This is a genomic window from Citrobacter sp. Cpo142, from assembly GCF_030332425.1.
In the GTDB taxonomy this organism is placed as follows: domain Bacteria; phylum Pseudomonadota; class Gammaproteobacteria; order Enterobacterales; family Enterobacteriaceae; genus Citrobacter; species Citrobacter portucalensis.
Genome location: NZ_JAOWHW010000124.1, coordinates 192,638 through 217,824 on the forward strand (window position 1 = coordinate 192,638; position 25,187 = coordinate 217,824).

Annotated in this window: 27 protein-coding genes and 1 pseudogene; 16 read left to right on the top strand and 12 right to left on the bottom strand. The window is 52.4% G+C overall.

Going from position 1 to position 25,187, the window contains the following annotated elements; genetic code table 11:
* Positions 1-15: 15 nt before the first annotated feature.
* Positions 16-1,350 (bottom strand): galactarate/glucarate/glycerate transporter GarP, encoded by a 1,335-nt coding sequence (gene garP / locus OGY18_RS14300; protein ID WP_286553421.1) that lies wholly within the window; start codon positions 1,348-1,350, stop codon positions 16-18.
* 402 nt (positions 1,351-1,752) lie between these two features.
* Between garP and garD the strand changes: the two genes are divergently transcribed.
* From garD to OGY18_RS14340, 8 genes are all read left to right on the top strand, one after another.
* On the top strand, positions 1,753-3,324 hold the full coding sequence (gene garD, locus OGY18_RS14305; protein ID WP_126317350.1) for a galactarate dehydratase: 1,572 nt from the start codon (positions 1,753-1,755) through the stop codon (positions 3,322-3,324).
* A 179-nt stretch (positions 3,325-3,503) separates the two neighbouring features.
* Positions 3,504-4,358 (top strand): tagatose bisphosphate family class II aldolase, encoded by an 855-nt coding sequence (locus tag OGY18_RS14310; protein WP_063941601.1) that lies wholly within the window; start codon positions 3,504-3,506, stop codon positions 4,356-4,358.
* 133 nt (positions 4,359-4,491) lie between these two features.
* A complete protein-coding gene (gene gatZ, locus OGY18_RS14315; RefSeq protein ID WP_286553424.1) occupies positions 4,492-5,763 on the top strand; it encodes a tagatose-bisphosphate aldolase subunit GatZ in 1,272 nt (423 codons plus the stop codon).
* A gap of 14 nt (positions 5,764-5,777) precedes the next feature.
* Entirely contained in the window at positions 5,778-6,242 is a 465-nt protein-coding gene (gene gatA, locus OGY18_RS14320; RefSeq protein WP_286553427.1) for a PTS galactitol transporter subunit IIA, read from the top strand.
* A gap of 29 nt (positions 6,243-6,271) precedes the next feature.
* On the top strand, positions 6,272-6,556 hold the full coding sequence (gene gatB / locus OGY18_RS14325) for a PTS galactitol transporter subunit IIB (protein WP_003828616.1): 285 nt from the start codon (positions 6,272-6,274) through the stop codon (positions 6,554-6,556).
* A 4-nt stretch (positions 6,557-6,560) separates the two neighbouring features.
* Positions 6,561-7,934 (top strand): galactitol-specific PTS transporter subunit IIC, encoded by a 1,374-nt coding sequence (locus tag OGY18_RS14330; protein ID WP_286553429.1) that lies wholly within the window; start codon positions 6,561-6,563, stop codon positions 7,932-7,934.
* A 44-nt stretch (positions 7,935-7,978) separates the two neighbouring features.
* Positions 7,979-9,022 carry a galactitol-1-phosphate 5-dehydrogenase gene (gene gatD, locus OGY18_RS14335; protein ID WP_126317348.1) on the top strand — a complete coding sequence of 348 codons (1,044 nt, stop codon included), beginning with the start codon at positions 7,979-7,981 and terminating at the stop codon, positions 9,020-9,022.
* 111 nt (positions 9,023-9,133) lie between these two features.
* Positions 9,134-9,907 (top strand): DeoR/GlpR family DNA-binding transcription regulator, encoded by a 774-nt coding sequence (locus tag OGY18_RS14340; protein ID WP_003828620.1) that lies wholly within the window; start codon positions 9,134-9,136, stop codon positions 9,905-9,907.
* On the opposite strand, the gene OGY18_RS14345 is transcribed toward OGY18_RS14340, so the two are convergent.
* The 3 genes and pseudogenes from OGY18_RS14345 to rsmI form a co-directional block, all read right to left on the bottom strand.
* Positions 9,904-10,131, bottom strand: a complete 228-nt coding sequence (locus OGY18_RS14345) for a winged helix-turn-helix transcriptional regulator (protein WP_223240832.1) — start codon at positions 10,129-10,131, stop codon at positions 9,904-9,906. The genes OGY18_RS14340 and OGY18_RS14345 overlap by 4 nt on opposite strands.
* A 22-nt stretch (positions 10,132-10,153) precedes the next feature.
* Positions 10,154-10,267, bottom strand: a pseudogene (locus OGY18_RS27555) (Fic family protein); the annotation flags it as partial.
* Between the two features lie 2 nt (positions 10,268-10,269).
* A complete protein-coding gene (rsmI, locus tag OGY18_RS14350) occupies positions 10,270-11,133 on the bottom strand; it encodes a 16S rRNA (cytidine(1402)-2'-O)-methyltransferase (RefSeq protein ID WP_003024942.1) in 864 nt (287 codons plus the stop codon).
* 62 nt (positions 11,134-11,195) lie between these two features.
* On the opposite strand from rsmI, the gene OGY18_RS14355 reads away from it, so the two are divergent.
* The 4 genes from OGY18_RS14355 to dolP are packed head-to-tail and all read left to right on the top strand — an operon-like array spanning position 11,196 to position 14,810.
* Positions 11,196-13,247: a penicillin-binding protein activator gene (locus OGY18_RS14355; RefSeq protein WP_286553433.1), complete on the top strand. Its 2,052-nt coding sequence runs from the start codon at positions 11,196-11,198 to the stop codon at positions 13,245-13,247.
* Positions 13,205-13,600 carry a YraN family protein gene (locus OGY18_RS14360; RefSeq protein WP_063941604.1) on the top strand — a complete coding sequence of 132 codons (396 nt, stop codon included), beginning with the start codon at positions 13,205-13,207 and terminating at the stop codon, positions 13,598-13,600. The genes OGY18_RS14355 and OGY18_RS14360 overlap by 43 nt, the downstream gene beginning before the upstream one ends.
* 34 nt (positions 13,601-13,634) lie before the next feature.
* A complete protein-coding gene (gene diaA / locus OGY18_RS14365) occupies positions 13,635-14,225 on the top strand; it encodes a DnaA initiator-associating protein DiaA (protein ID WP_003024948.1) in 591 nt (196 codons plus the stop codon).
* 9 nt (positions 14,226-14,234) lie between these two features.
* The gene (gene dolP, locus OGY18_RS14370; protein WP_003024954.1) at positions 14,235-14,810 is read left to right on the top strand and encodes a division/outer membrane stress-associated lipid-binding lipoprotein; all 576 of its coding nucleotides are present in this window, start codon (positions 14,235-14,237) and stop codon (positions 14,808-14,810) included.
* Between the two features lie 84 nt (positions 14,811-14,894).
* Here dolP and OGY18_RS14375 read toward each other — a convergent pair whose 3' ends face one another.
* Together OGY18_RS14375 and OGY18_RS14380 are read right to left on the bottom strand one after the other, a co-directional pair.
* Positions 14,895-15,530 carry an NAD(P)H-binding protein gene (locus OGY18_RS14375; RefSeq protein WP_003828632.1) on the bottom strand — a complete coding sequence of 212 codons (636 nt, stop codon included), beginning with the start codon at positions 15,528-15,530 and terminating at the stop codon, positions 14,895-14,897.
* A 37-nt stretch (positions 15,531-15,567) separates the two neighbouring features.
* The gene (locus tag OGY18_RS14380; RefSeq protein ID WP_003828634.1) at positions 15,568-15,996 is read right to left on the bottom strand and encodes a YhbP family protein; all 429 of its coding nucleotides are present in this window, start codon (positions 15,994-15,996) and stop codon (positions 15,568-15,570) included.
* Between the two features lie 52 nt (positions 15,997-16,048).
* Here OGY18_RS14380 and OGY18_RS14385 point away from each other — a divergent pair, with 52 nt between their 5' ends.
* Entirely contained in the window at positions 16,049-16,348 is a 300-nt protein-coding gene (locus OGY18_RS14385; RefSeq protein WP_286553435.1) for a GIY-YIG nuclease family protein, read from the top strand.
* On the opposite strand, the gene OGY18_RS14390 is transcribed toward OGY18_RS14385, so the two are convergent.
* Positions 16,335-16,838, bottom strand: coding sequence for a GNAT family N-acetyltransferase (locus tag OGY18_RS14390; protein ID WP_218667151.1), 504 nt, complete (start codon positions 16,836-16,838; stop codon positions 16,335-16,337). The two genes, OGY18_RS14385 and OGY18_RS14390, sit on opposite strands and share 14 nt — an antisense overlap.
* Complete coding sequence (gene ubiT, locus OGY18_RS14395) at positions 16,832-17,356, bottom strand: ubiquinone anaerobic biosynthesis accessory factor UbiT (RefSeq protein WP_003828637.1); 525 nt, start codon at positions 17,354-17,356, stop codon at positions 16,832-16,834. Before ubiT ends, OGY18_RS14390 begins: the two co-directional genes overlap by 7 nt.
* A gap of 220 nt (positions 17,357-17,576) precedes the next feature.
* Between ubiT and ubiU the strand changes: the two genes are divergently transcribed.
* The 3 genes from ubiU (at position 17,577) to OGY18_RS14410 (ending at position 20,645) form a co-directional block, all read left to right on the top strand.
* Positions 17,577-18,572 carry a ubiquinone anaerobic biosynthesis protein UbiU gene (gene ubiU, locus OGY18_RS14400; RefSeq protein WP_286553439.1) on the top strand — a complete coding sequence of 332 codons (996 nt, stop codon included), beginning with the start codon at positions 17,577-17,579 and terminating at the stop codon, positions 18,570-18,572.
* Positions 18,573-18,580: 8 nt separating this feature from the next.
* The gene (locus OGY18_RS14405; protein ID WP_412098584.1) at positions 18,581-19,459 is read left to right on the top strand and encodes a U32 family peptidase; all 879 of its coding nucleotides are present in this window, start codon (positions 18,581-18,583) and stop codon (positions 19,457-19,459) included.
* A 178-nt stretch (positions 19,460-19,637) separates the two neighbouring features.
* Complete coding sequence (locus OGY18_RS14410) at positions 19,638-20,645, top strand: luciferase-like monooxygenase (protein WP_286553442.1); 1,008 nt, start codon at positions 19,638-19,640, stop codon at positions 20,643-20,645.
* An 87-nt stretch (positions 20,646-20,732) separates the two neighbouring features.
* Here OGY18_RS14410 and mtr read toward each other — a convergent pair whose 3' ends face one another.
* The 4 genes from mtr to nlpI form a co-directional block, all read right to left on the bottom strand.
* Positions 20,733-21,977 carry a tryptophan permease gene (gene mtr / locus OGY18_RS14415; protein WP_149282135.1) on the bottom strand — a complete coding sequence of 415 codons (1,245 nt, stop codon included), beginning with the start codon at positions 21,975-21,977 and terminating at the stop codon, positions 20,733-20,735.
* Between the two features lie 146 nt (positions 21,978-22,123).
* Complete coding sequence (locus OGY18_RS14420; protein ID WP_286553444.1) at positions 22,124-24,076, bottom strand: DEAD/DEAH family ATP-dependent RNA helicase; 1,953 nt, start codon at positions 24,074-24,076, stop codon at positions 22,124-22,126.
* Positions 24,069-24,149, bottom strand: a complete 81-nt coding sequence (gene yrbN / locus OGY18_RS14425; protein WP_010723222.1) for a protein YrbN — start codon at positions 24,147-24,149, stop codon at positions 24,069-24,071. The genes OGY18_RS14420 and yrbN overlap by 8 nt, the downstream gene beginning before the upstream one ends.
* 106 nt (positions 24,150-24,255) lie before the next feature.
* Entirely contained in the window at positions 24,256-25,140 is an 885-nt protein-coding gene (nlpI, locus tag OGY18_RS14430) for a lipoprotein NlpI (protein ID WP_003024982.1), read from the bottom strand.
* Positions 25,141-25,187 lie beyond the last annotated feature (47 nt).

Consider the following 25,187-nt stretch of genomic DNA (forward strand, 5'->3'; position numbering starts at 1 on the left):
CGCCTATACCTTTGTTTATTTCTGCAATTCCATACGTTTAATGTCACCGACAATAAACAGGTAGCAAACCATTGCCATCAGCGCCGAGCACCCTACAAACATCAGCGCAGCATTAAATGAGTGCAGCTCGCTCACCAGATACCCAATCACCAGCGGGGTGACGATGGAAGCCACGTTGCCAAATACGTTAAATACCCCACCGCACAGACCGACAATCTCTTTCGGCGCGGTATCGGAAATCACCGGCCAACCCAGCGCGCCGAAACCTTTACCGAAGAAAGCCAGCGCCATCAGCGCCACCACAAGAGCGGTATTATCGGTGTAGTTACACAGAATAATGGTCGATGCGAGCAACATGCCGAGCACTATCGGCAGCTTTCGCGCCAGGGTAATGCTGAAACCACGTTTAATCAGATAATCAGAGAACACGCCGCCGAGCACGCCACCGAAAAACCCGCACAGTGCCGGAATCGAAGCCACCATGCCCACTTTCAGGATCGACATACCTTTTTCCTGAACCAGGTAAATCGGGAACCAGGTGAGAAAAAACCAGGTAATTGTGTTGATAAAATACTGGCCAAAGAACACACCAAGCATCATACGGTTCGTGAGCAACTGCTTGATATAATGCAGTTTAGGACCACCTGACTTCACATCGCCCGGCTTTTTATGGTCCATATCCACGACCGCGCCGTTTTCAGAGATAAACTTCAACTCTTCTTGCGACATGCGCGGGTGATCGGTTGGGTTATGAATAAACTTTACCCACAGTCCGGTAAGCACAAAACCAATCACGCCCATTACGGTAAAGACGTGCTCCCAGCCCCAGGCGAAGGTCAGCCAGCCCAGCAGCGGGGAAAACAGCGCCAGGGAAAAATACTGTGCAGAGTTAAAAATCGCAGATGCCGTACCGCGCTCTTTCGTTGGGAACCAGGCCGTCACGATACGGGCATTAGCCGGGAAGGATGGCGCTTCCGAGAAGCCCAGCATAAAGCGCATGATGAACATTGAAATACCCGCCCAGGCCAGCGGGAACATGTCCACAAAGCCCTGCAGGAAGGTAAACAGTGACCAGAAGAACAAACTGTAGGTGTAGACTTTCTTAGAGCCGAATTTATCCAGCAGCCAGCCGCCGGGGATTTGCATCAACAGGTAAGCCCAGCCGAAGGCGGAGAAAATGTAACCCATTGAGATGGCGCTGAGATGTAACTCTTTCGCCACTTCAGTTCCGGCAATAGACAGCGTCGCACGGTCCGCATAGTTAACGGCTGTAACAATAAATATTATCAGCAATATTAAATAACGGGTGTGCGTACCTTTCTTTTTCTCGACAACTGTATCCAATATCATTCTATTTACCTCGGGTACATAAAAGGTTTTTATTATTTTGTGGGTATTTTTCGTGATAAATTACCGATAATAGAAATAGATAATAATTTATCAGGCGTTATGAAACCGTGATTTAGTATAATCATCAACACAACGTTAATCATTGTTCAAACGCTCATTAAACTAGCGTTATTTAATTAATGTTTTGGGCATATGCACACATGCCTGGGCGCTAATGCACACATTTACGTATTGCTACCCCTGGCGACGCGGCCTTGCTGAGTTTAAGTGATCATCATCACATTCTTCACGTTAAACTCCTGACATTCTTATTTCACGATACCGAATCTTTATTACTTACAATTAGATTCAAAATATAAATATCCACACTATTATCACCACCTTGTTGGAGAATACTGGACAATGGCCGACATCGAAATCAGACAAGAATCGCCAACGGCGTTTTATATTAAAGTTCACGAAACAGATAATGTGGCGATAATTGTCAATGACAATGGTCTGAAAGCCGGAACGCGTTTTCCGGACGGACTGGAACTCATTGAACATATTCCCCAGGGTCATAAAGTGGCGCTATTGGATATTCCTGTTCATGGCGAAATCGTGCGCTATGGCGAAGTGATAGGCTATGCCGTTCGCCATATCCCACGTGGCAGCTGGATTGATGAATCAATGGTTGAGCTGCCCAAAGCCCCGCCGCTGGAGACGCTGCCGCTGGCAACTAAAGTGCCAGAGCCGCTGCCGCCTCTTGAGGGCTACACCTTTGAAGGTTACCGCAATGCAGACGGTAGCGTCGGCACCAAAAATCTGCTCGGCATCTCCACCAGCGTGCACTGTGTGGCGGGCGTGGTGGACTATGTGGTGAAAATCATTGAACGCGATCTGTTGCCCAAATACCCGAACGTTGACGGTGTGGTGGGGCTCAATCATCTGTACGGCTGCGGTGTGGCGATTAATGCCCCAGCTGCCATCGTTCCGATTCGTACCATTCACAATATTGCGCTAAATCCGAACTTTGGCGGCGAAGTGATGGTCATCGGCCTCGGTTGTGAAAAACTGCAGCCAGAGCGCCTGCTGGAAGGCACGCACGATGTGAAAAGTATTCCGGTCGACAGCGCCAGCGTCGTCAGCCTACAGGATGAAAAGCACGTCGGCTTTCAATCAATGGTCACCGATATTCTGCAAGTGGCCGAACATCATCTGGCAAAGCTCAATCAGCGCCAACGTGAAACTTGCCCGGCTTCAGAACTGGTGGTCGGCATGCAGTGCGGCGGTAGCGATGCGTTTTCCGGCGTGACGGCCAACCCGGCGGTGGGCTATGCCTCCGACCTGTTAGTACGCTGCGGCGCGACCGTAATGTTCTCTGAAGTAACAGAAGTGCGCGATGCCATCCACCTTCTGACCCCGCGTGCGATTAACGAAGAAGTCGGTAAACGCCTGCTCGAAGAGATGGCCTGGTACGATAACTACCTTGATATGGGCAAAACGGATCGCAGTGCCAACCCTTCTCCGGGCAACAAGAAAGGCGGTCTGGCAAACGTGGTGGAAAAGGCGCTAGGTTCGATTGCCAAGTCTGGCAAGAGCGCGATTGTCGAAGTATTGTCGCCGGGTCAGCGTCCAACCAAACGTGGCCTGATTTACGCTGCAACCCCCGCCAGTGATTTTGTTTGCGGTACACAGCAGGTCGCTTCCGGGATCACCGTGCAGGTGTTCACCACTGGTCGCGGTACGCCGTATGGCCTGATGGCCGTGCCGGTGATTAAAATGGCGACACGCACCGAGCTGGCCAACCGTTGGTTTGACCTGATGGACATTAACGCAGGTACCATCGCCACCGGAGAAGAAACCATTGAAGATGTGGGTCTGAAACTGTTCGAATTTATTCTCGACGTCGCCAGCGGGCGTAAGAAAACCTTCTCGGACCAGTGGGGACTGCATAACCAGCTGGCGGTGTTTAACCCGGCGCCAGTGACCTGATTATCTACCGTATTTTCTTAATGAGCATGCCTTCGGGCATGCTTTTTTTTTCGCCGCAACCTTTCGTAAACCTCCCATTTCTTTCGAAACTTTCATTTATCAGATCGAAATCACAAAAAAACGTTACGAAACCCTATACTTTATTTCGAAGAAAGAAATCGAAAGACTTCGGAGGAAGTATGTTTATCATCTCAAGCAAAATGATGCTGAAGAAGGCGCAGCAAGAAGGCTATGCCGTACCGGCGTTTAACATTCACAACCTGGAGACCTTACAGGTTGTCGTGGAAACAGCAGCCGAACTACGCTCTCCGTTGATCGTCGCCGGCACACCTGGCACTTTTAGTTATGCCGGGGTCGGTAACATCGTTGCAATCGCCAGTGAACTGGCAAGAAGCTGGAACCATCCTCTCGCCGTCCATCTCGATCACCATGAAAGCGCCACCGATATTGAAGCGAAAGTCACTACAGGCATTCGCTCCGTGATGATCGATGGTTCCCATCTGCCGTTTGCCGACAACATTGCATTAGTTAAACACGTAACAGACTACTGCCACCGCTATGACGTTAGCGTTGAAGCTGAGCTGGGACGGCTGGGTGGGCAAGAAGATGACCTGATCGTGGACGGAAAAGACGCGCTATATACCCACCCAGAACAGGCTCGGGAGTTCGTGGAAAAAACGGGTATCGACTCACTGGCTGTCGCGATTGGCACAGCTCATGGTCTGTATAACGCTGAACCTAAACTGGATTTCGATCGACTAGCCGAGATTCGTCAGCACGTTGATATCCCACTGGTTTTACATGGCGCATCTGGCCTGCCTACACATGATATTAAGCGCGCAATCTCCTTAGGGGTCTGCAAAGTTAACGTCGCTACCGAACTTAAAATCGCCTTTGCCGGCGCACTCAAAACCTACCTGAGCGCACATACCGATGCGAACGACCCACGGCATTACATGATGCCAGCAAAAGCGGCCATGAAAGAGGTAGTACGTAAGGTGATTGCCGACTGCGGCTGCGAAGGAAAGTTGTAATTGATTAATTAATTCGAATTGTACGGGTTCTGACAAAGGTCTGTTTTTAAAGCTGGATCACGAAAGATGCTTTTACCCTTTGCCTTCAATCCAAAAATATTATGAAGATAAACAAAAGATATCGGAGATAGAAGTGAAAGAAATAATCTCTCGTCATAAAGCAGGTGAGCATTTAGGTATTTGTTCTGTTTGTTCAGCCCATCCGCTGGTTATTGAATCTGCATTACGTTTTGATCTCAATACGAACACGAAAGTTCTAATCGAAGCGACCTCTAATCAGGTTAATCAGTTTGGTGGTTATACCGGGATGAAACCCGCTGATTTCCGTGACTTTGTCTATAGCATCGCACAAGCGGTTGGTTTTCCTCGCGAAAGGCTGATTCTGGGTGGCGATCATCTCGGCCCTAACTGCTGGCAAAACGAACCTGCGGCAGAAGCGATGGAAAAATCCGTAGCCTTAATCAAAGCTTACGTTGCCGCAGGGTTCAGCAAAATCCATCTTGATGCTTCGATGTCCTGTGCTGACGACCCAACGCCGTTAGATCCAATGGTTGTTGCCCAGCGAGCAGCCGTACTTTGCCAGGCCGCAGAAACAACGGCAACCGAAGAACAGAAACACCATCTGACTTACGTTATTGGAACAGAAGTTCCCGTACCAGGCGGAGAAGCCAGCACCATTGGCACCGTTCATGTCACACACGAAGAAGATGCCGCCCGGACACTGGAAACCCATCAGGTTGCCTTCCGCGCATTAGGGCTTGAAGAGGCGTTAACTCGTGTAATCGCCATTGTGGTTCAACCCGGCGTCGAGTTCGATCACACCCAAATCATTCACTACCAACCACAAGCAGCAGAAGCGCTATCCGCCTGGATAAAAGAGACACCAATGGTCTACGAAGCGCATTCTACCGATTATCAAACCCGCCAGGCATACCGTGCTCTGGTACGCGATCACTATGCAATATTGAAAGTGGGTCCGGCACTCACCTTTGCCCTGCGCGAAGCTATTTTTGCTCTTGCGCAAATGGAAAATGAACTGATCTCCCCAGAACAACGGAGCCGGGTTCTGGAAGTAATTGACGAAGTAATGTTGAATGAACCGGACTACTGGAAAAAATATTATCGCCCAACCTGGAGCCAGGCAATGGTCGATATTCACTTCAGCCTCTCCGACCGTATTCGTTACTACTGGCCGCATCCCCGCATTCGTCAAAGTGTAGAGAAATTAATCACCAACCTTAATGACATCGCTTTACCACTGGGACTCATTAGCCAGTTTATGCCCGTGCAATTTGAACGCCTGACTGAAGGGACGTTAACCGCCACACCACACAATCTGATTATCGACAAAATCCAGGACGTTCTGCGCGCCTATCGCTTTGGTTGCGCACCAGTAATTGCCTGAAATCTGGAGAATATATGAGCCAACTTTTTGTTCGAACAGGAATTAACTTTAGCTCGTGTCAGCATGCGCTGACACATATTGGGGAGGAGATGCTGGCCAAAGGGGTCGTGTATGAAAGCTATCCGCAGGCCCTGATTGAGCGTGAAGCAACTTTTCCAACCGGAATAGCGCGGGAACGTCATGCCGTTGCGATTCCACATTGTGAAGCTGTGCATGCGATATCCCCTGCTATCTATCTGATTCGCCCGGATACACCGGTCAACTTTCAACAAGCAGATGATGACGAAGAGATAGCCGTCTCTTTAATTATCGCCTTAATCGTTGAGAACCCGACTGCGCAGCTGAAGCTCCTGCGTCGTCTGTTTAGTGAGCTACAAAACCCGAACACCATTGAAGCATTGCTGAATGCGCCTGATGCAGAACTGGCCATGCTCTTTCGGGAAAAAATCCTTGAGTCTGAGCCCTGCGCACAGGCTTGATAAAAAACTGATAATAAAAGGAATACCCTATGAAACGTAAAGTAATTGTGGCCTGTGGCGGTGCTGTAGCAACTTCAACAATGGCGGCAGAAGAAATTAAAGAACTCTGTGAAGCCAACAATATCCAACTCGACCTGGTTCAATGTCGGGTAACAGAAATCGAAACCTATATGGATGGAGCGGATCTTATCTGTACCACCGCCCGCGTTGACCGTACGTTTGGCGATATCCCAGTGGTCCACGGCATGCCTTTTGTTTCAGGTGTGGGTATCGAAGCATTACAGCAAAAAATACTGACTATCCTCGTGGGGTAACGCCATGTTTAGCGAAATAATGCGTTATATCCTCGACTTAGGTCCAACGGTTATGCTGCCGTTAGTGATCATCATCTTCTCAAAATTGCTGGGAATGAAGCTCGGGGATTGTTTTAAATCAGGTTTGCATATCGGGATTGGCTTCGTCGGTATCGGTCTGGTGATCGGCCTGATGCTGGACTCTATTGGCCCTGCCGCAAAAGCAATGGCAGAACAATTTCAAATCAACCTGCATGTCATCGATGTCGGTTGGCCTGGCTCATCACAAATGACCTGGGCTTCGCAAATTGCGTTAATTGCGATTCCAGTCGCCATTGGGGTGAATATCCTGATGCTGGTTACCCGCATGACCCGTGTGGTGAACGTCGACATCTGGAATATCTGGCATATGACGTTTACCGGTGCCATGTTGCATCTGGCGACCGGCTCATACTGGCTGGGCATTCTCGGCGTGGTTGTTCATGCCGCCTTCGTCTATAAACTGGGTGACTGGTTTGCCAAAGACACGCGCGACTTTTTTGGCCTGGAAGGCATTGCCATTCCACACGGTTCCTCGGCATACCTGGGCCCGATAGCTGTCCTGGTTGATACGATCATTGAAAAAATCCCCGGACTGAACCGCATTCATTTCAGCGCGGATGATGTCCAAAAACGCTTCGGACCCTTCGGCGAACCTGTAACCGTCGGTTTTGTGATGGGATTAGTGATCGGCATGCTGGCTGGATATGACGTTAAAGCTGTGCTGCAACTGGCGGTGAAAACGGCTGCCGTTATGTTGCTCATGCCGCGTGTCATTAAACCGATTATGGATGGCCTGACTCCTATTGCTAAACATGCCCGTAAACGCCTGCAGGCAAAATTTGGCGGACAGGAGTTCTTAATCGGTCTGGATCCTGCACTACTGCTCGGCCATACGTCGGTGGTTTCCGCCAGTCTAATCTTTATCCCGCTGACCATTCTGATTGCTGTTCTGGTACCCGGAAACCAGGTTCTGCCATTCGGCGATCTCGCGACCATTGGTTTCTTTGTCGCCATGGCGGTAGCCGTTCATCAGGGGAACCTGTTCCGCACGCTGATCTCTGGCGTCATCATTATGGGTATCACCCTGTGGATAGCCACACAAACTATTGGTTTACATACCCAGCTTGCCGCTAATGCAGGCGCATTGAAAGCCGGTGGCATGGTGGCCTCAATGGATCAGGGCGGCTCCCCAATCACCTGGCTGCTAATCCAGCTCTTCACCTGGCAGAACGTGGTGGGCTTCATCATCATCGCTGCTATTTACCTGTTGGGTGTATTGCTGACCTGGCGTCGGGCACGTAATTTCGTGGCGGCTGAAAAAGCGGCAGCCATAACGGAAAGCCAGACCGCATCTTAATTTCTGGGGAGCATTTGCTCCCCTTCACATTTCTGGAGACACTTATGAAATCAGTGGTTATTCACGCTGAGGGCGACGTACGCGTTGAAGAACGTCCCATACCACAACTGCAAACTGATGAAGATGTATTGGTCAAAGTGGTCAGTTCAGGGCTTTGCGGCTCAGACATTCCCCGTATCTTCAATCATGGTGCGCACTATTATCCAATCACGCTCGGGCATGAGTTCAGTGGTTATGTTGAGTCCTACGGCGCAAGCGTAACCGACTTACAACCCGGTGATGCCGTGGCCTGCGTACCGCTGCTTCCCTGCTTTCATTGCCCTCAGTGCGAGCGGGGATACTTCTCGTTATGTAAACAATATCAGTTTGTCGGTTCACGAAGCGAAGGCGGGAACGCAGAATATGTGGTTGTAAAACGCGCCAACCTGTTCCGCCTGCCTTCAGATATGCCGATTGATGATGGCGCATTCATTGAACCGATTACCGTCGGTCTGCATGCTTTTCATCTGGCTCAGGGATGCGAAGGGAAAAATGTGATTATCGTTGGTGCTGGTACTATCGGTTTGCTGGCAATGCAATGTGCCCGTGAACTCGGTGCAAAAAGTATCACGGCGATTGATATCAACCCGCAAAAGCTGGCATTAGCAAAAGAACTGGGGGCAACCCATGTGTTTAATAGTCGTGAGATGAGTGCGGCTGAGATCCACGCGGGCCTGGAAAATATTCAGTTTGACCAACTCGTGCTGGAAACAGCGGGAACCCCGCAAACTGTGACGCTGTCGATTGAGATTGCAGGCCCTCGTGCTCAACTAGCGTTAGTCGGCACATTGCATCACGATCTGACGCTTGCTTCAGGTGTCTTTGGGCAAATATTACGTAAAGAATTAACCATTCTTGGCAGTTGGATGAACTATTCCAGCCCATGGCCTGGAGAAGAGTGGGAAACCGCTGCCCGTTTATTGACGGAAAAACGCCTACAGCTTGAGCCGTTAATTGCTCACACTGGCGATGCCGAAAGCTTTGCCAGCACCGTCAAGTCACTCCACGGCGCGCCGATGCAAGGAAAAATTCTACTCAAACTATCCTGAACCCATGAGCCAGCAACCTGCGCTGGCTCACATTTACTTTCGAAATTTAGCGTTCACCTTTCGCAATCCTTCGATTAAACTAGTGATAATTAAATTATCAGGCAAATCAATATGAACTCATTTGAGAGAAGGAATAAAATTGTCGACCTGATTAACACGCAAGGCAGCGTACTGGTAATGGACCTTTCGAATACCTTTGGTATTTCTGAAGTAACCATTCGCGCCGACCTACGGTTATTAGAAGAGAAGGGTCTGGTCACCCGTTTTCACGGCGGTGCGGCAAAACCAGGAAGCCATCTGGCTGAAGGTGACAATCAGGAAGTGTTATTAGAAGATCGGTATCAGCTTGCCAGCGATCCCAAAAAACGGATTGCCCAGGCCGCAACGGCAATGGTTGAGGAAGGAATGACCGTAATTCTGGATAGCGGAAGCACCACTTTATTGATTGCTGAAGCGCTAAACCGAAAAAGTAATATCACCGTTATTACCAATAGCCTGCCTGCCGCGTTCACGTTATCGGAAAACAAAGACATTACGCTGGTCGTCTGCGGCGGCACTGTGCGCCACAAAACGCATTCAATGCATGGCACTATCGCTGAACGTTCCCTACAAGGAATAAGCGCTGACCTGATGTTCGTGGGCGCTGACGGGATTGATGCTACTAACGGTATTACGACCTTCAACGAAGGTTATTCGATTAGTAGCGTGATGGCGGCGGCAGCACATAAGGTCATTGCCGTACTGGACGCGACAAAATTTAATCGACGTGGTTTTAATCAGGTGCTGCCAATGGAAAAGATTAACTGCGTAATAACCGACGACAGTATCAGCAAACAGGATAAATCAGCGCTGGCCAAAACAGGCGTTGAACTGCTGGTCGTTTAAATTACCCGCCACATCTCCCCTTTTGTCGCGCCAACGCGTTGCAGTTTACCTTTTAGCTGCAACGCTTTCAGATAGCGTTCTACGGTCCGGACTGAGATTTCACACTCATTAGCGATACCTTTGGCGGATCTGCTCGGCTGATTCGACAATATTTGTAGAATGCGTTTGTCTATATCCAGTAAATCAGCCGACATTTCTTCCGACAAGGCTGATGGTTTTCCCAATCCCTCCTGCAAAGCAGAGATAAAGAGGAGATGCCCTACCAGCCATCGCAGCCCAATGCCCCATCAACTCAGCAATTTCAATGACCTGGATGAGGATCAATGGAGTGACCACGAAAGGCGGTTGGTAGGTGCTCACTTTTACTCTCCCTGCTGTTCCAGCGCGTGCTTATACAACGCATTTTTTTTCACGCCATGGATTTCAGCAGCCAGCGCGGCGGCCTTTTTCAGCGGCAGTTCTGCCTGCAATAAGGCCAACGTACGCAGCGCATCGGCAGGAAGGTCGTCTTCCTGCGCTTTATGCCCTTCGACAATCAGCACCATTTCACCTTTACGACGGTTTTCATCTTCCTTGACCCACGCCAGCAATTCACCGACCGGTGCACCGTGAATAGTTTCCCAGGTTTTGGTCAGCTCGCGCGCCAGCACCACGTAACGGGATTCGCCCCAGACGGCAACCATGTCTTCCAGGCTATCCAGCAAGCGGTGGGTAGATTCATAAAAAATAAGCGTACGCGGCTCTGCCTCAATGGCTTTCATCGCATCACGACGCCCTTTCGATTTGGCAGGCAGAAATCCTTCATAGCAAAAACGGTCTGAAGGCAGGCCTGCAGCGCTCAGGGCAGCAATCGCCGCACAAGGACCAGGCAGAGGAACAACGCGGATCCCCGCTTCGCGACAGGTACGCACCAGATGGTAGCCAGGATCGTTAATCAGCGGCGTTCCGGCATCGGAAACCAGCGCAATGTTTTGTCCTTCTTTGAGCTTCGCGACCAGCGTTTCGGCCTTTTGCTGCTCGTTGTGGTCATGTAGCGCGAACAGACGCGCGTTAATCGCGAAGTGTTGTAACAATAATCCTGTATGACGAGTGTCTTCAGCGGCAATCAAATCAACGGCTTGTAAAACTTCGAGCGCTCGTTGGGTAATATCAGCCAAATTTCCTATAGGAGTAGGTACAATAAAGAGTTGGCCTTGAGAATTATCCGCCGATTCGTGTTGTTTCATTGTGTCGTCCGTATTGCCGATTTAATATTGAGCATTGAGTAAAAAATATCACTGGATACAGTATGGTACCCTCAACATTTTCTCGTTTGAAAGCCGCACGCGCGCTACCAGTCATTCTGGCAGCACTGATTTTCGCAGGCTGTGGCACCCAGGCGCCAGACCAGAGTGCAGCCCATATGCAGGGCACTGCGCAGGCTGATTCCGGCTTTTATCTGCAACAAATGCAGCAAAGCTCAGATGATAGCAAGACCAACTGGCAATTACTCGCCATTCGTGCACTGCTGAAAGAAGGCAAGAGCCAGCAGGCAATCGAACTGTTTAACCAGCTACCGCAGAAGCTAAGCGATACCCAGCAGCGTGAGCAGTCACTGCTGGCCGTCGAGATTAAGCTCGCGCAGAAAGATGTCGCTGGCGCACAGGCCCTGCTGGATAAGTTAACTCCCGCCGATTTCGATCAAAACCAACAGGCACGCTACTGGCAGGCGCAAATCGACGTCAACCAGGGTCGCCCATCTCTGACGCTGCTGCGCGCCCTGATCGCCCAGGAACCGCTGCTGGCCGCGAATGCTAAGCAGAAAAATATGGACGCCACCTGGCAGGCGCTGTCGTCCATGACCCAGGAGCAAGCGCAGGCGCTGGTCATCAATGCTGATGAAAATGTGCTGCAAGGCTGGTTGGATCTTCAGCGCGTCTGGTTCGATAACCGTAACGATCCGGACATGATGAAAGCCGGTATTGCGGACTGGCAGAAACGTTATCCGCAAAACCCAGGGGCAAAACTGTTACCAACACAGTTGGTTAACGTGCAGAGCTTTAAGCCCGCCTCCACCAGCAAAATCGCCCTGCTGCTGCCGCTGAACGGTCAGGCCGCTGTATTTGGCCGGACTATTCAGCAAGGCTTTGAAGCTGCGAAAAACATGGGCACTCAACCTGTCGCAGCCCCTGTTGCTGTCGCACCTGCCGCAGTTCCAGCTGCCGCGACCACCACAGAACAGCCGCAAACGACTGACGGCGTTGCCAGCCCCTCTCAGGCGTCAGTAAGCGATCTGACCAACGAGACGCCGGCTCAGCCAGAAACCCCTGCTGTGCAGCCCGCAGCATCCGCTCAGCCAACAACCGCCAGCGCACCGGCGAATCCATCCGCTGAGCTGAAAATCTACGACACTTCATCACAGCCGCTGAACCAGATCCTGACTCAGGTTCAGCAGGATGGCGCCAGCATCGTGGTTGGCCCACTGTTGAAGAACAATGTTGAAGAGCTGATGAAAAGCAACACGCCATTGAACGTCCTGGCGCTTAACCAGCCGGAGTCGGTGAAAAACCTGCCGAACGTCTGCTACTTCGCCCTGTCGCCAGAAGATGAAGCGCGCGACGCCGCGCGCCACATCCGCGATCAGGGAAAACAGACGCCGCTGTTGTTGATTCCACGGAGTTCATTAGGCGATCGCGTTGCCAACGCCTTTGCACAGGAATGGCAAAAACTGGGTGGCGGCGTGGTATTGCAGCAGAAGTTCGGCTCCACCGCTGAACTTAAAATGGGCGTCAACGGCGGCTCAGGGATTTCCCTGACAGGCAGCCCGGTGGCCTCCTCTGTGCCAGCCCAACCCGGCGTGACGATTGGCGGTGTGACCATCCCGGCAGCACCTACCGATGCGCAAATCACCGGCGGTAGCGGTCGTGTTGATGCCGTGTATATTCTGGCGACGCCGGAAGAAATTGCATTTATTAAGCCGATGATCGCCATGCGCAACGGCAGCCAGAGCGGAGCAACGCTGTACGCCAGCTCTCGTAGTGCGCAGGGCACTGCCGGCCCGGATTTCCGTCTGGAGATGGAAGGCTTGCAGTACAGCGAAATTCCGATGCTGGCAGGCGCTAACGCGCCTCTCATGCAGCAGGCGCTTGGCGCGGTTCGTAACGACTACTCGCTGGCGCGTATGTATGCCATGGGTGTCGATGCCTGGTCGCTTGCCAACCACTTCTCGCAAATGCGTCAGGTGCAGGGTTTCGAAATTAACGGTAATACCGGGGCCTTAACCGCAACGCAGGATTGTGTGATTAACAGGAAGTTATCATGGCTCAAATACCAGCAAGGACAAGTCGTCCCCGCCAGTTAACGAGTAAACAGACCGGTGACGCGTGGGAATCCACCGCGCGTGACTGGCTGCTGAGCAAGGGACTGCATTTTATCGCCGCCAACGTGCGTGAACGTGGCGGCGAAATCGACTTGATAATGCGTGAAGGCAACACCACCGTATTTGTTGAGGTTCGCTACCGACGCTCAGCACAGTTCGGCAGTGCGGCGGCGAGTGTGACCCGGAGCAAACAACACAAATTATTACAGACCGCCCGCTTGTGGCTTGCGCGCCACAATGGGAGTTTTGATACTGTGGATTGCCGGTTCGATGTGTTAGCCTTCACCGGAAATGATGTTGAGTGGTTTAAGGACGCGTTCAACGACCGCTCATAGTTGAAGATTCAGAGCCTGGTTCTTAAGGATTAGCGTGTTAGATAGAATTAAAGTCTGCTTTACAGAAAGCATTCAAACTCAGATAGCTGCGGCTGAAGCACTTCCGGATGCAATCTCCCGTGCCGCCATGACGCTGGTTCAGTCCCTGCTCAATGGCAACAAAATTCTCTGTTGTGGTAATGGGACGTCCGCTGCCAACGCACAGCATTTTGCTGCCAGCATGATCAATCGTTTTGAAACAGAACGCCCAAGTTTACCTGCGATTGCACTAAATACTGATAATGTGGTCTTAACTGCGATTGCCAACGATCGCCTGCACGACGAAGTTTATGCAAAACAAGTCCGTGCGCTGGGACATGCAGGTGATGTTCTGCTGGCAATCTCTACGCGTGGTAATAGCCGCGATATCGTAAAAGCCGTTGAAGCCGCCGTGACACGCGACATGACAATCGTCGCGCTGACCGGGTATGACGGAGGGGAACTGGCCGGATTACTGGGGCCACAGGATGTTGAAATCCGTATTCCCTCACACCACAGCGCCCGCGTTCAGGAAATGCACATGCTGACGGTCAACTGCCTTTGCGATCTTATCGATAACACGCTTTTCCCTCACCAGGATGATTAAGGAGTACACATGAAGGCATTTTCGCCGCTTGCTGTGATTATCGCTGCACTGCTGCTGCAAGGCTGTGTCGCTGCCGCCGTTGTTGGAACTGCAGCTGTCGGGACTAAAGCCGCGACGGATCCTCGCAGCGTCGGCACCCAGGTAGATGACGGAACCCTGGAATTACGCGTCAATACGGCGTTGTCGAAAGATGCCCAAATCAAGAAAGAAGCGCGAATCAACGTGAGCGCTTATCAGGGTAAAGTGCTGCTGGTAGGTCAGTCGCCAAATAGCGAACTGTCTGCGCGGGCAAAACAGATTGCGATGGGTGTAGAAGGAACGACTGAGGTCTTTAATGAGATCCGTCAGGGCCAGCCAATTGGTCTGGGCGATGCGTCCAACGATACCTGGATAACCACCAAAGTACGTTCCCAGTTACTGACCAGCGATCAGGTGAAATCCTCTAACGTGAAAGTAACGACTGAGAACGGGGAAGTGTTCCTGTTAGGTCTGGTGACCGAGCGTGAAGCGAAGGCGGCGGCGGATATCGCCAGCCGGGTAAGCGGCGTGAAACGCGTCACGACAGCCTTTACGTTTATTAAGTAACACGCCTGTAAATGGCATCTTATCCGGCCTATAGAACGTAATCGTTTGTAGGCCGGATAAGCGTCAGCGCCATCCGGCATTTTTTTATTTAGCCCTTTCGCGTAGCTCAGAAGAGGTCAGGATCGAAACCCCTTCATGCCCAGGCGCCAGCGCTTCTGCCAGCATTGCCCGAGCAACATCGCGCGCTTCAATCGACTTCCAGTTACCCGGCAGCAGCCTGAACAACGGCGCTAAAAACATCTCATTCGTCCGCTGCTTGTCCCTATCACCCAGGAGCATTGAAGGCCGGACAATCGTCAGCCGTGGCCAATTCTGCGCGATCAGCGCCTGCTCCATTTCACCTTTCACCCGATTATAAAAAAACGGTGAATTCGCATTGGCACCCATCGAACTCACTACCAGCATATGCTGGGCGCCTAACCTACGTCCCGTCAGGGCCGTATCTACCACCAGCGTATAGTCAGCATGGATAAACGCCTCTTTGCTGCCCGCTTCACGCCGGGTAGTCCCCAAACAACAAAAGACAATATCGACCGGATCGGTGACCTGCGCCAGAGCATCGGTTAGCTGCGGATCATGGGGGTTATAGATACCAACCGTATCAGCCAGCGGTCGACGCGTTGGTGCCGTGATGGCATTGACCCGGGGTTCATTGAGCAGCATACGCAGCAAATGTCCGCCCACCAGCCCCGTGGCTCCCGTTATTAACACCTGACTCATCGCTTATCTTCCCCAGGGTCTTCAATCACTCTTCTAACTATAGATCACGCAGCCAGTGCATCTTTTTACCGAAGCCCAGCGTGTTGTCCGTAAATTTGACTTCATCCAGTCGAATCTCCCATACGGGCGCTGGCAGCATTCTGGCAACGGGGAAACGGCGGTTGTAGGCTTTACGCGCGTCTTCGCTCTCCTGCCCCTCAAGACGCCGGATTTCCCCTTTAAACTGTACGCCACGAATCAGAGCGACGGTTTTAGGCTGACCGTTTACTGTACCGGCAATCGGCGCGCGGGGTCCGGACATCTGCGCATGACGCGTTTTCTCTTCAGTCAGCACATAGAACACCATCTTCTGCGCATCAAACAGGTAAAACGCATTGGCGCACCACAATTCACCTTCATGGTGTACGCACCAGGTCACGACGTGCTGTTTTGCCAGCCAGCGAGACACCGCAGTCAGTGTTTCCATTTCTGTTCTCTTTTATACTGTAGGCCTGAAAATTATCACGTCGATGGTGACAATGACACCCTGGTATCTGTACCTGATCCGTACCGCGGACAACGCCTTATACACCGGAATAACCACCGATGTGCAGCGCCGCTATAAGCAGCATCAAAGTGGGAAAGGCGCGAAGGCGCTACGCGGAAAGGGGGAACTCACGTTGGCATTTGCGGCGCAGGTCGGCGACCGTTCACTGGCCCTGCGCCTGGAGTATCGCGTCAAACAGCTCACCAAGCGGCAGAAAGAGCGCCTTGTCGAAGGCGAAGGGCTTGAGGCGCTACTGAGCAGCCTGCAAACCCCGGAGCTTAAAAACGATTGAAGTGGTCGTGGTATTCCACAAGGCCCGTCACGCCTTCCAGCGCATCGTCCGCCAGGCGATGAACCTGGAACGCGCTTTCGGTGCCCGGCCAGCGGCAACGCAGGTCATGATGGGCCGCCAGCTCAAAGCCAAAGCGGCTGTACAGGGCCGGATCCCCCAGCGTAACCACAGCTGCGTAGCCAAACTCGTTCAGTGAATCGAGTCCTTCATAGACCAGCTGACGCGCCAGGCCCTGCCCCCGGTAGTTTTCATCCACCGCGAGCGGCGCCATGCCGACCCATTGCAGATCTTCACCCTGAACATCGACTGGGCTGAACGCGACGTAACCCACTACCTGACCTTCGTCATCGGTAGCAACCAGACCCAGCGTTAAGAAACCATCTTCACGCAGGTCGTGCACTAATTTCGCTTCCGCATCGCTCTCAAATGAACGGCGCAGCAGCACATCAATACCTGGGGCATCAATGGGAATTTCAACTCGAATCAGCATGGCTCACCTACCGAGGTCTGTTTGGTTTCTGGCGACGTTTTCATCCCCGCCTCAACAAAATCTGCCAACTGCATCAACATGACGCGCAACGCTTTAGGCATCTGCTCCAGTTCGATGGCATCCATCAGATTTTTTACGTATAGCCCTAATTCTGTATCACCTTCAATCACCAGACGACGCTGGAAGAAAAGCGTATCCGGATCCTGCTTGCGGGCCACGATCATCAGCAGATCGCTGGCATCGGCGCTAAAACTCACATCCGCATCTGCATTCTGGCTGACGATAAGTTTATCGTTCTCAACAGAGGTATACCATTTGAGGTCAATGTCACGCACATGAATGCTCAGCCAGCGACCTTCGAGAAACTCCAGCTCCCCATCGGCCAGCGCCTGACTAAACTGCCAGCTCAGGACCTGCTCCAGAACCTGGCGCTTCAGCGCAAAGGGCGTCAGTTTAACTGGTACACTCATCAGAGAAGGACCAAATTGTACTAAGCGTGAACGCAGTTTATCCAACACGAGCTTTACTCCCTGTTTCAATAGTCCTGCTATTTTGCCATATCAAATAAACGACATAGCGGCATAAATCAACAATTCGATGCGAAATTGTTACCTCTTTATTGGTGTCACCAATACGACTTTAACTGCCTTAAATCAAAAATTGTCTCAGCAAGGTTAACTAAAATCCCCATTCGTTAACATTTCTGCGCCCATCACGGCGCAACGTTCAGGATAAATTATGGAGCTGCTCTGCCCTGCCGGAAACCTACCGGCGCTTAAGGCGGCCATCGAGAACGGCGCTGATGCTGTCTACATCGGGCTGAAAGATGATACCAACGCCCGTCATTTCGCCGGCCTTAATTTTACCGAGAAAAAATTGCAGGAAGCGGTGAGTTTTGTCCATCAGCACCGCCATAAGCTGCACATTGCGATTAACACCTTTGCGCACCCGGATGGTTACGCGCGCTGGCAACGTGCCGTGGATATGGCAGCGCAACTGGGTGCAGACGCGCTGATCCTTGCCGACCTCGCCATGCTTGAGTATGCCGCAGAGCGCTACCCGCATATTGAGCGCCATGTCTCTGTTCAGGCATCTGCAACCAATGAAGAGGCAATTAATTTCTATCATCGCAACTTTGACGTCGCCCGCGTGGTGCTGCCGCGCGTGCTGTCTATTCATCAGGTGAAGCAGCTCGCTCGCGTCACGCCAGTTCCCCTGGAAGTGTTCGCCTTCGGTAGCCTGTGCATTATGGCGGAAGGCCGTTGCTATCTTTCGTCCTATCTGACGGGTGAGTCTCCTAATACGGTTGGTGCCTGCTCGCCTGCCCGTTTTGTCCGCTGGCAACAGACCCAACAAGGGCTGGAATCCCGTCTTAATGAAGTGCTGATCGACCGCTATCAGGACGGGGAAAACGCCGGTTATCCGACGCTATGCAAAGGCCGCTATCTGGTTGACGGCGAGCGTTACCATGCGCTGGAAGAACCCACCAGCCTGAACACGCTGGAGCTGCTGCCGGAACTACTGGCAGCCAATATTGCCTCGGTGAAAATCGAAGGACGTCAGCGCAGCCCGGCCTATGTCAGTCAGGTGGCGAAAGTGTGGCGTCAGGCGATCGACCGCTGTATGGCCGACCCGCAAAACTACGTCCCGCAGGCCGCGTGGATGGAAACGCTCGGTTCAATGTCCGAAGGCACACAGACCACGCTTGGCGCGTATCACCGTAAATGGCAGTGAGAGAAGCAATGAAATATTCCTTAGGGCCGGTGCTGTGGTACTGGCCGAAAGAAACGCTGGAAGATTTTTATCAGCAGGCTGCCGTAAGCCAGGCCGACGTTATCTATCTTGGTGAAGCGGTATGCAGTAAACGCCGCGCCACCAAAGTGGGCGACTGGCTCGATATGGCGAAATCGCTCGCTGGCAGCGGTAAACAAGTTGTGCTGTCAACACTGGCGCTGGTGCAGGCCTCTTCTGAACTGGGAGAGCTGAAGCGCTATGTCGAAAACGGTGACTTCCTGCTGGAAGCCAGCGATCTCGGGGTGGTAAACATGTGCGCCGAGCGTAAGCTGCCGTTTGTCGCCGGGCATGCGCTCAACTGCTACAACGCGGTTACCCTGCGTATGCTGCTCAAACAAGGCATGGTGCGCTGGTGTATGCCGGTAGAGCTTTCCCGCGACTGGCTGGCAAACCTGCTCAACCAGTGTGATGAGCTGGGTATTCGCAATCAGTTTGAAGTTGAGGTGCTGAGCTACGGGCATCTGCCGCTGGCGTACTCTGCCCGCTGCTTTACCGCACGCTCTGAAGACCGTCCAAAAGACGAGTGTGAAACCTGCTGCATAAAATACCCGAACGGGCGCAATGTGCTGTCGCAGGAGAATCAGCAGGTCTTTGTCCTCAACGGGATCCAGACCATGAGCGGCTATGTTTACAACCTCGGCAACGAACTGACATCAATGCAGGGGCTGGTTGATATTGTGCGTCTGTCCCCTTCAGGCACTGAAACATTCGCCATGCTCGACGCCTTCCGCGCCAATGAAAATGGCAGTGCCCCATTACCGCTTGCTGCCCACAGTGACTGTAACGGCTACTGGAAGCGACTGGCTGGACTGGAGCTGCAGGACTAGCCGGATACGGCATAAATGCCTTATCGGGCCTACAAATAGCGATCCCGTAGGCCCGATAAGCGCAGCGCCATCGGGCATGTTATATTCGGTACCCGCCGTATAAAGCTCACTTTGTTAACAACATTCGCTAATCTTTAATGCAGTATTAAAAGATTAACCGGTAACAAAGTGAGCCGTTATGACTGACAAAACTATTCCGTTCTCGGTGCTAGATCTGGCGCCGATCCCTGAAGGATCCTCGGCAAAAGAGGCCTTCGCACACTCGCTTGATCTCGCTCAACTGGCCGAAAAACGCGGTTACCACCGCTATTGGCTGGCGGAACATCACAACATGACCGGCATCGCCAGCGCTGCTACCTCAGTGCTGATTGGTTATCTGGCTGCTAATACCACCACGCTGCATCTCGGGTCTGGCGGCGTGATGCTGCCTAACCATTCGCCGCTGGTGATCGCCGAGCAGTTCGGTACCCTGAATACGCTGTATCCGGGACGAATCGATCTCGGGCTTGGTCGCGCACCGGGCAGCGATCAGCCAACCATGCGCGCACTGCGCCGCCATATGAGCGGTGATATCGATAACTTCCCACGCGACGTCGCTGAACTGGTGGACTGGTTCGACGCCCGCGATCCTAACCCCCATGTACGTCCGGTTCCCGGCTACGGCGAGCAGATCCCCGTCTGGTTATTAGGCTCCAGCCTGTACAGCGCACAACTGGCGGCCCAGCTTGGTCTGCCGTTTGCCTTCGCCTCGCACTTTGCTCCGGATATGCTGCACCAGGCACTGCATCTGTATCGCAGCCAATTCAAGCCCTCAGCGCGTCTGGCAAAACCGTATGCGATGGTGTGCATCAACATTATTGCCGCCGACAGCAATCGCGACGCCGAGTTTCTTTTCACCTCCATGCAGCAGGCATTTGTGAAGCTGCGTCGTGGCGAAACCGGCCAGCTACCGCCGCCGGTAGAGAATATGCATCAGCTGTGGTCCGCTTCTGAGCAGTACGGCGTACAACAGGCGCTGAGCATGTCGCTGGTCGGTGATAAGGCAAAAGTGCGTCACGGTCTTGATGCCATTTTGCGTGAAACCCAGGCCGATGAGATTATGGTTAACGGCCAGATTTTTGATCATCAGGCACGTCTTCATTCGTTTGATTTGGCGATGGATGTGAAGCAGGAATTATTGGGATAGTACTATTTGTGCCGGATGGCGGCTACGCCTTATCCGGCCTACACGGTGATGTAGGCCCGGTAAGCGTAGCACCACCGGGCAACGGTTTTACTGATAAACCGGTAACAAATTAACGCTCGACAGAATATGGATAACCGCGTTGCCGATACCGAATACCAGGATCAGCGCAATCATCGGCTTACCGCCCCAGACACGGAATTTCGGGCTACCGAAACGCTCGCGAGATTTACGGGCCAGCAGCGCCGGAACAATGGCGGCCCAGATGGTTGCCGCGAGTCCTGCATAGCCAATGGCGTACAGGAAACCGTTCGGCCATAGCAAGCCACCGATAATTGGCGGGACAAACGTCAGCAATGCCGTTTTGAAACGTCCCATTGCCGAGTCATCAAAGCCAAACAGATCCGCCAGATAGTCAAACAGACCGAGCGTAACACCGAGGAATGAACTCGCCACCGCAAAGTTGGAGAACACCACCAGCAGCAGATCCAGACTGCGGCTATTTAACACACCGCTCAGCGCCTGTACCAGCACATCAATGTTACCGCCTTGCTGTGCAATACCAATAAATTCCGGACGCGGGATATTACCCATCGTCCCCAGTAACCACACGGTATACAGCACCAGCGCCAGCAGCGTGCCGTAAACCAGACACTTAACGATGGTCTTCGGATCTTTGCCGTAGTACTTCATCAGGCTCGGGACATTGCCGTGATAGCCGAATGAGGCCAGACAGAACGGCAGCGTCATCAGCAGGTACGGCGTATACGAAGCGTTGCTTTCCGCCACGTTAAACAACGTTGTGGGCTGAACGTGCCCTAATAAACTGCCGAAAGTCAGGAAAAAGGTAATTACCTTCGCACCCAGCACAATCGCCGTCATGCGGCTCACCGCTTTGGTGCTTAACCACACCACAAACGCCACCAGCAGCGCAAAACCAAGACCTGCCGCACGTGCAGGAACGTTCAACGACATCTCCGAGAAGGTGTGGTGCAGGATTGATCCGCTCGCCGAGATATACGCGTAGGTCAGAATATAGAGAACGAAAGCAATCGAGATGCCGTTCACCACGTTCCAGCTTTTGCCCAGCAGATCTTTCGTGATGGTGTCAAAACTGGAGCCAATGCGGTAATTGAGGTTAGCTTCAAGGATCATCAGCCCGGAGTGCAGCATGCAGAACCAGGTAAAGATCAGCGCCGCCATTGACCAGAAGAACCACGCCCCGGACATGACCACTGGCAGAGAAAACATCCCCGCGCCAATAATGGTGCCGCCGATGATCACCACGCCGCCGAGCAGCGAAGGTGACGTTTGGGTGGTGGTTAGTGTTGCCATTTAGCCATCTCTCCAGTCATTTATCTTGTGACTACATCTCAATGTGCTGCACTGTACCAGTACACGAGTACAATTGAAATAAAAAAAGCCCCGATTGTTGAGATCGGGGCCGTATATTTTACTTTACAGCTATAAAGCTAAAAGGCTTATGCATCACCGCCGAAACGACGACGACCAGCAGAGTCATCACGGCGCGGAGCAGAAGAATCGTCACGACGCGGACCACGGTTGCCTTCACGACGTTCGCCGCTGAAACGACGACCATCGCCACGACCGCCTTCACGACGTTCACCGCTAAAGTTACGACCTTCACCGCGACCGCCTTCACGACGCTCACCGCTGAAACGACCACCGCCACGACGCTCACCACCGGTGTGCGGAACTGCATCGCCAACCAGCTGCATGTTCATCGGCTTGTTCAGGATGCGAGTACGGGTAAAGTGCTGCAGCACGTCGCCCGGCATACCTTTCGGCAGTTCGATGGTGGAGTGGGAAGCAAACAGCTTGATGTTACCGATGTAACGGCTGCTGATATCACCTTCGTTAGCAATCGCACCAACGATATGACGAACTTCAACACCGTCATCACGGCCCACTTCAATGCGGTACAGCTGCATGTCACCAACGTCACGACGTTCACGACGCGGACGGTCTTCACCACCACGGTCATTACGGTCACGAGGGCCACGATCGTTGCGGTCACGAGGGCCACGATCGTTGCGGTCACGCGGACCACGGTCATCACGGTCGCGGAATTCGCGTTTCGGACGCATCGGCGCATCTGGCGGCAGGATCAGAGGACGTTCGCCCTGAGCCATTTTCAGCAGTGCAGCTGCCAGCGTTTCGATATCCAGCTCTTCTTCCGGCTGCATTTTCGCCAGCAGAGCACGGTACTGATCCAGATCGCTACTTTCCAGCTGCTGCTGTACTTTAGCGGCGAATTTTTCCAGACGGCGTTTGCCCAGCAGATCTGCGTTCGGCAGCTCTACTTCCGGAATAGTCAGCTTCATGGTGCGTTCGATGTTACGCAGCAGACGACGCTCGCGGTTCTCAACGAACAGCAGCGCACGACCCGCACGACCCGCACGACCGGTACGGCCGATACGGTGAACGTAAGACTCGGAATCCATCGGGATGTCGTAGTTGACAACCAGGCTGATACGCTCAACGTCCAGGCCACGGGCCGCAACGTCGGTGGCAATCAGAATATCCAGACGACCATCTTTCAGACGCTCCAGAGTCTGCTCACGCAGGGACTGGTTCATGTCGCCGTTCAGTGCAGCGCTGCTATAACCGCTACGCTCCAGCGCTTCTGCTACTTCCAGGGTCGCATTTTTGGTGCGAACGAAGATAATCGCCGCATCAAAGTCTTCTGCTTCCAGGAAACGCACCAGCGCTTCATTTTTACGCATGCCCCACACAGTCCAGTAGCTCTGGCTGATGTCAGGACGGGTAGTAACGCTGGACTGAATACGTACTTCCTGCGGCTCTTTCATAAAGCGGCGGGTAATACGACGAATCGCTTCCGGCATGGTTGCAGAGAACAGAGCGGTCTGATGACCTTCCGGGATCTGCGCCATGATGGTTTCAACGTCTTCGATGAAGCCCATACGCAGCATTTCGTCAGCTTCGTCCAGTACCAGACCGCTCAGTTTGGAGAGGTCCAGAGTACCGCGCTTCAGGTGATCCAGCAGACGGCCCGGCGTACCGACGACGATCTGTGGCCCCTGACGCAGGGCACGTAATTGCACGTCATAACGCTGGCCGCCGTACAGGGCAACCACGTTCACGCCGCGCATGTGTTTAGAGAAATCCGTCATGGCTTCTGCTACCTGAACCGCCAGTTCGCGGGTCGGTGCCAGCACCAGAATCTGAGGTGCCTTCAGCTCAGGATCAAGATTGTTGAGCAGCGGTAAAGAGAACGCTGCAGTTTTGCCGCTACCTGTCTGGGCCATACCCAGAACATCGCGGCCGCCCAGCAGATGCGGAATGCACTCTGCCTGGATTGGAGATGGTTTTTCGTAACCCAGATCGTTAAGGGCTTCAAGGATAGGAGCCTTCAGGCCCAGATCTGCAAAAGTGGTTTCGAATTCAGCCATGTAGTACGTGTGCCTCAAAATTAATGGCGGCCAGTCTACATAACTCATCATGAAATTGATCTGCAATTTTCATTGAAAAGTGTGAACCGGCTCAAAGTAGGTGTATTAACGAACAACAACGCCCTCACCCGTGAAGGTGATGGCAATCAAAAAAGATTACGGGCTGATGTGTACGTCAGCTATTGCTGGTCCGATTCTGCCAGGTCATCTTGGTCCTGGCCCAGGAGCGATAATTCCAACAATGCGTATCGGTGCTCAACAAAGTTATGAACGTTGTTAGCCACCGCCAGTTTGAACAATGCCGTAGCGTTGTCCAAATCCCCCAGACTTAGGTAGTACTTACCTAAATAGAAGTTGGTTTCACTGAGATGCTCAGCGAGCGAGGTGTTATCCGTTGCGTCCGCCTTCAGGCGTTCCATCAGCGTTGCTTCGCTAATGTTGCCCAGGTAGAACTCGACAATGTTCCATCCCCATTGCTCTTTATCCGATTTCTCAAAGCGTTGTTTCAACGCTTCTTTAGCCTGCTTCTCATCGAGCTTCTGCTCGGCAAGATAAAGCCACAGACTACGGAAAGGATCATTGGGATCGTCTTGATAAAACGCTAGCAGATCATCTTGCGCTAACTTGTCGCGACCGCCGTAATACAATGCGATACCGCGATTTAAGTGCGCGTAGTTGTAAGTTGGATCAAGCTCAAGTACAGAATCAAACGCTTCATAGGCAGCATCAAAATTGCCTGCCTGCGTTAAATATATACCTAAGTAATTGAATACTTCAGGCATATCTGGTCGGATTGCCAGCGCTTGTGAAAAATCATTTCGCGCCAGTGCCCTCAGACCGAGACTATCATACAACACTCCGCGCTCATATAAAAGCTGTGCGCGTTCGTCATCGGTTAAAGCCCGACTGGCAAGAATTTGTTCCATACGTGCCAGAATCACTTCCTGCTGCAAAGTCGGTTGCAATGGTACTGCGAGGACTTCACTCTTTCGCCAGGCGGAATTACTGCATCCAGCCAGCGTGAGTGCTGTCGCAACGAAACACCAGCGCAAAAAAGGCTTCATTTCCCACTCCCGAAGACAACGATTGAATGAACGTCCAGGTTCCCCGG

Excerpts from the sequence above, each read along its gene's own strand:
- garP (WP_286553421.1), bottom strand. The coding sequence starts at position 1,350 with ATGATATTGGATACAGTTGTCGAGAAAAAGAAAGGTACGCACACCCGT.
- garD (WP_126317350.1), top strand. The coding sequence starts at position 1,753 with ATGGCCGACATCGAAATCAGACAAGAATCGCCAACGGCGTTTTATATT.
- OGY18_RS14310 (WP_063941601.1), top strand. The coding sequence starts at position 3,504 with ATGTTTATCATCTCAAGCAAAATGATGCTGAAGAAGGCGCAGCAAGAA.
- gatA (WP_286553427.1), top strand. The coding sequence starts at position 5,778 with ATGAGCCAACTTTTTGTTCGAACAGGAATTAACTTTAGCTCGTGTCAG.
- gatB (WP_003828616.1), top strand. The coding sequence starts at position 6,272 with ATGAAACGTAAAGTAATTGTGGCCTGTGGCGGTGCTGTAGCAACTTCA.
- OGY18_RS14330 (WP_286553429.1), top strand. The coding sequence starts at position 6,561 with ATGTTTAGCGAAATAATGCGTTATATCCTCGACTTAGGTCCAACGGTT.
- gatD (WP_126317348.1), top strand. The coding sequence starts at position 7,979 with ATGAAATCAGTGGTTATTCACGCTGAGGGCGACGTACGCGTTGAAGAA.
- OGY18_RS14340 (WP_003828620.1), top strand. The coding sequence starts at position 9,134 with ATGAACTCATTTGAGAGAAGGAATAAAATTGTCGACCTGATTAACACG.
- rsmI (WP_003024942.1), bottom strand. The coding sequence starts at position 11,133 with ATGAAACAACACGAATCGGCGGATAATTCTCAAGGCCAACTCTTTATT.
- OGY18_RS14355 (WP_286553433.1), top strand. The coding sequence starts at position 11,196 with ATGGTACCCTCAACATTTTCTCGTTTGAAAGCCGCACGCGCGCTACCA.
- OGY18_RS14360 (WP_063941604.1), top strand. The coding sequence starts at position 13,205 with ATGGCTCAAATACCAGCAAGGACAAGTCGTCCCCGCCAGTTAACGAGT.
- dolP (WP_003024954.1), top strand. The coding sequence starts at position 14,235 with ATGAAGGCATTTTCGCCGCTTGCTGTGATTATCGCTGCACTGCTGCTG.
- OGY18_RS14375 (WP_003828632.1), bottom strand. The coding sequence starts at position 15,530 with ATGAGTCAGGTGTTAATAACGGGAGCCACGGGGCTGGTGGGCGGACAT.
- OGY18_RS14380 (WP_003828634.1), bottom strand. The coding sequence starts at position 15,996 with ATGGAAACACTGACTGCGGTGTCTCGCTGGCTGGCAAAACAGCACGTC.
- OGY18_RS14385 (WP_286553435.1), top strand. The coding sequence starts at position 16,049 with ATGACACCCTGGTATCTGTACCTGATCCGTACCGCGGACAACGCCTTA.
- OGY18_RS14390 (WP_218667151.1), bottom strand. The coding sequence starts at position 16,838 with ATGCTGATTCGAGTTGAAATTCCCATTGATGCCCCAGGTATTGATGTG.
- ubiU (WP_286553439.1), top strand. The coding sequence starts at position 17,577 with ATGGAGCTGCTCTGCCCTGCCGGAAACCTACCGGCGCTTAAGGCGGCC.
- OGY18_RS14405 (WP_412098584.1), top strand. The coding sequence starts at position 18,581 with ATGAAATATTCCTTAGGGCCGGTGCTGTGGTACTGGCCGAAAGAAACG.
- OGY18_RS14410 (WP_286553442.1), top strand. The coding sequence starts at position 19,638 with ATGACTGACAAAACTATTCCGTTCTCGGTGCTAGATCTGGCGCCGATC.
- mtr (WP_149282135.1), bottom strand. The coding sequence starts at position 21,977 with ATGGCAACACTAACCACCACCCAAACGTCACCTTCGCTGCTCGGCGGC.
- OGY18_RS14420 (WP_286553444.1), bottom strand. The coding sequence starts at position 24,076 with ATGGCTGAATTCGAAACCACTTTTGCAGATCTGGGCCTGAAGGCTCCT.
- yrbN (WP_010723222.1), bottom strand. The coding sequence starts at position 24,149 with ATGAAAATTGCAGATCAATTTCATGATGAGTTATGTAGACTGGCCGCC.
- nlpI (WP_003024982.1), bottom strand. The coding sequence starts at position 25,140 with ATGAAGCCTTTTTTGCGCTGGTGTTTCGTTGCGACAGCACTCACGCTG.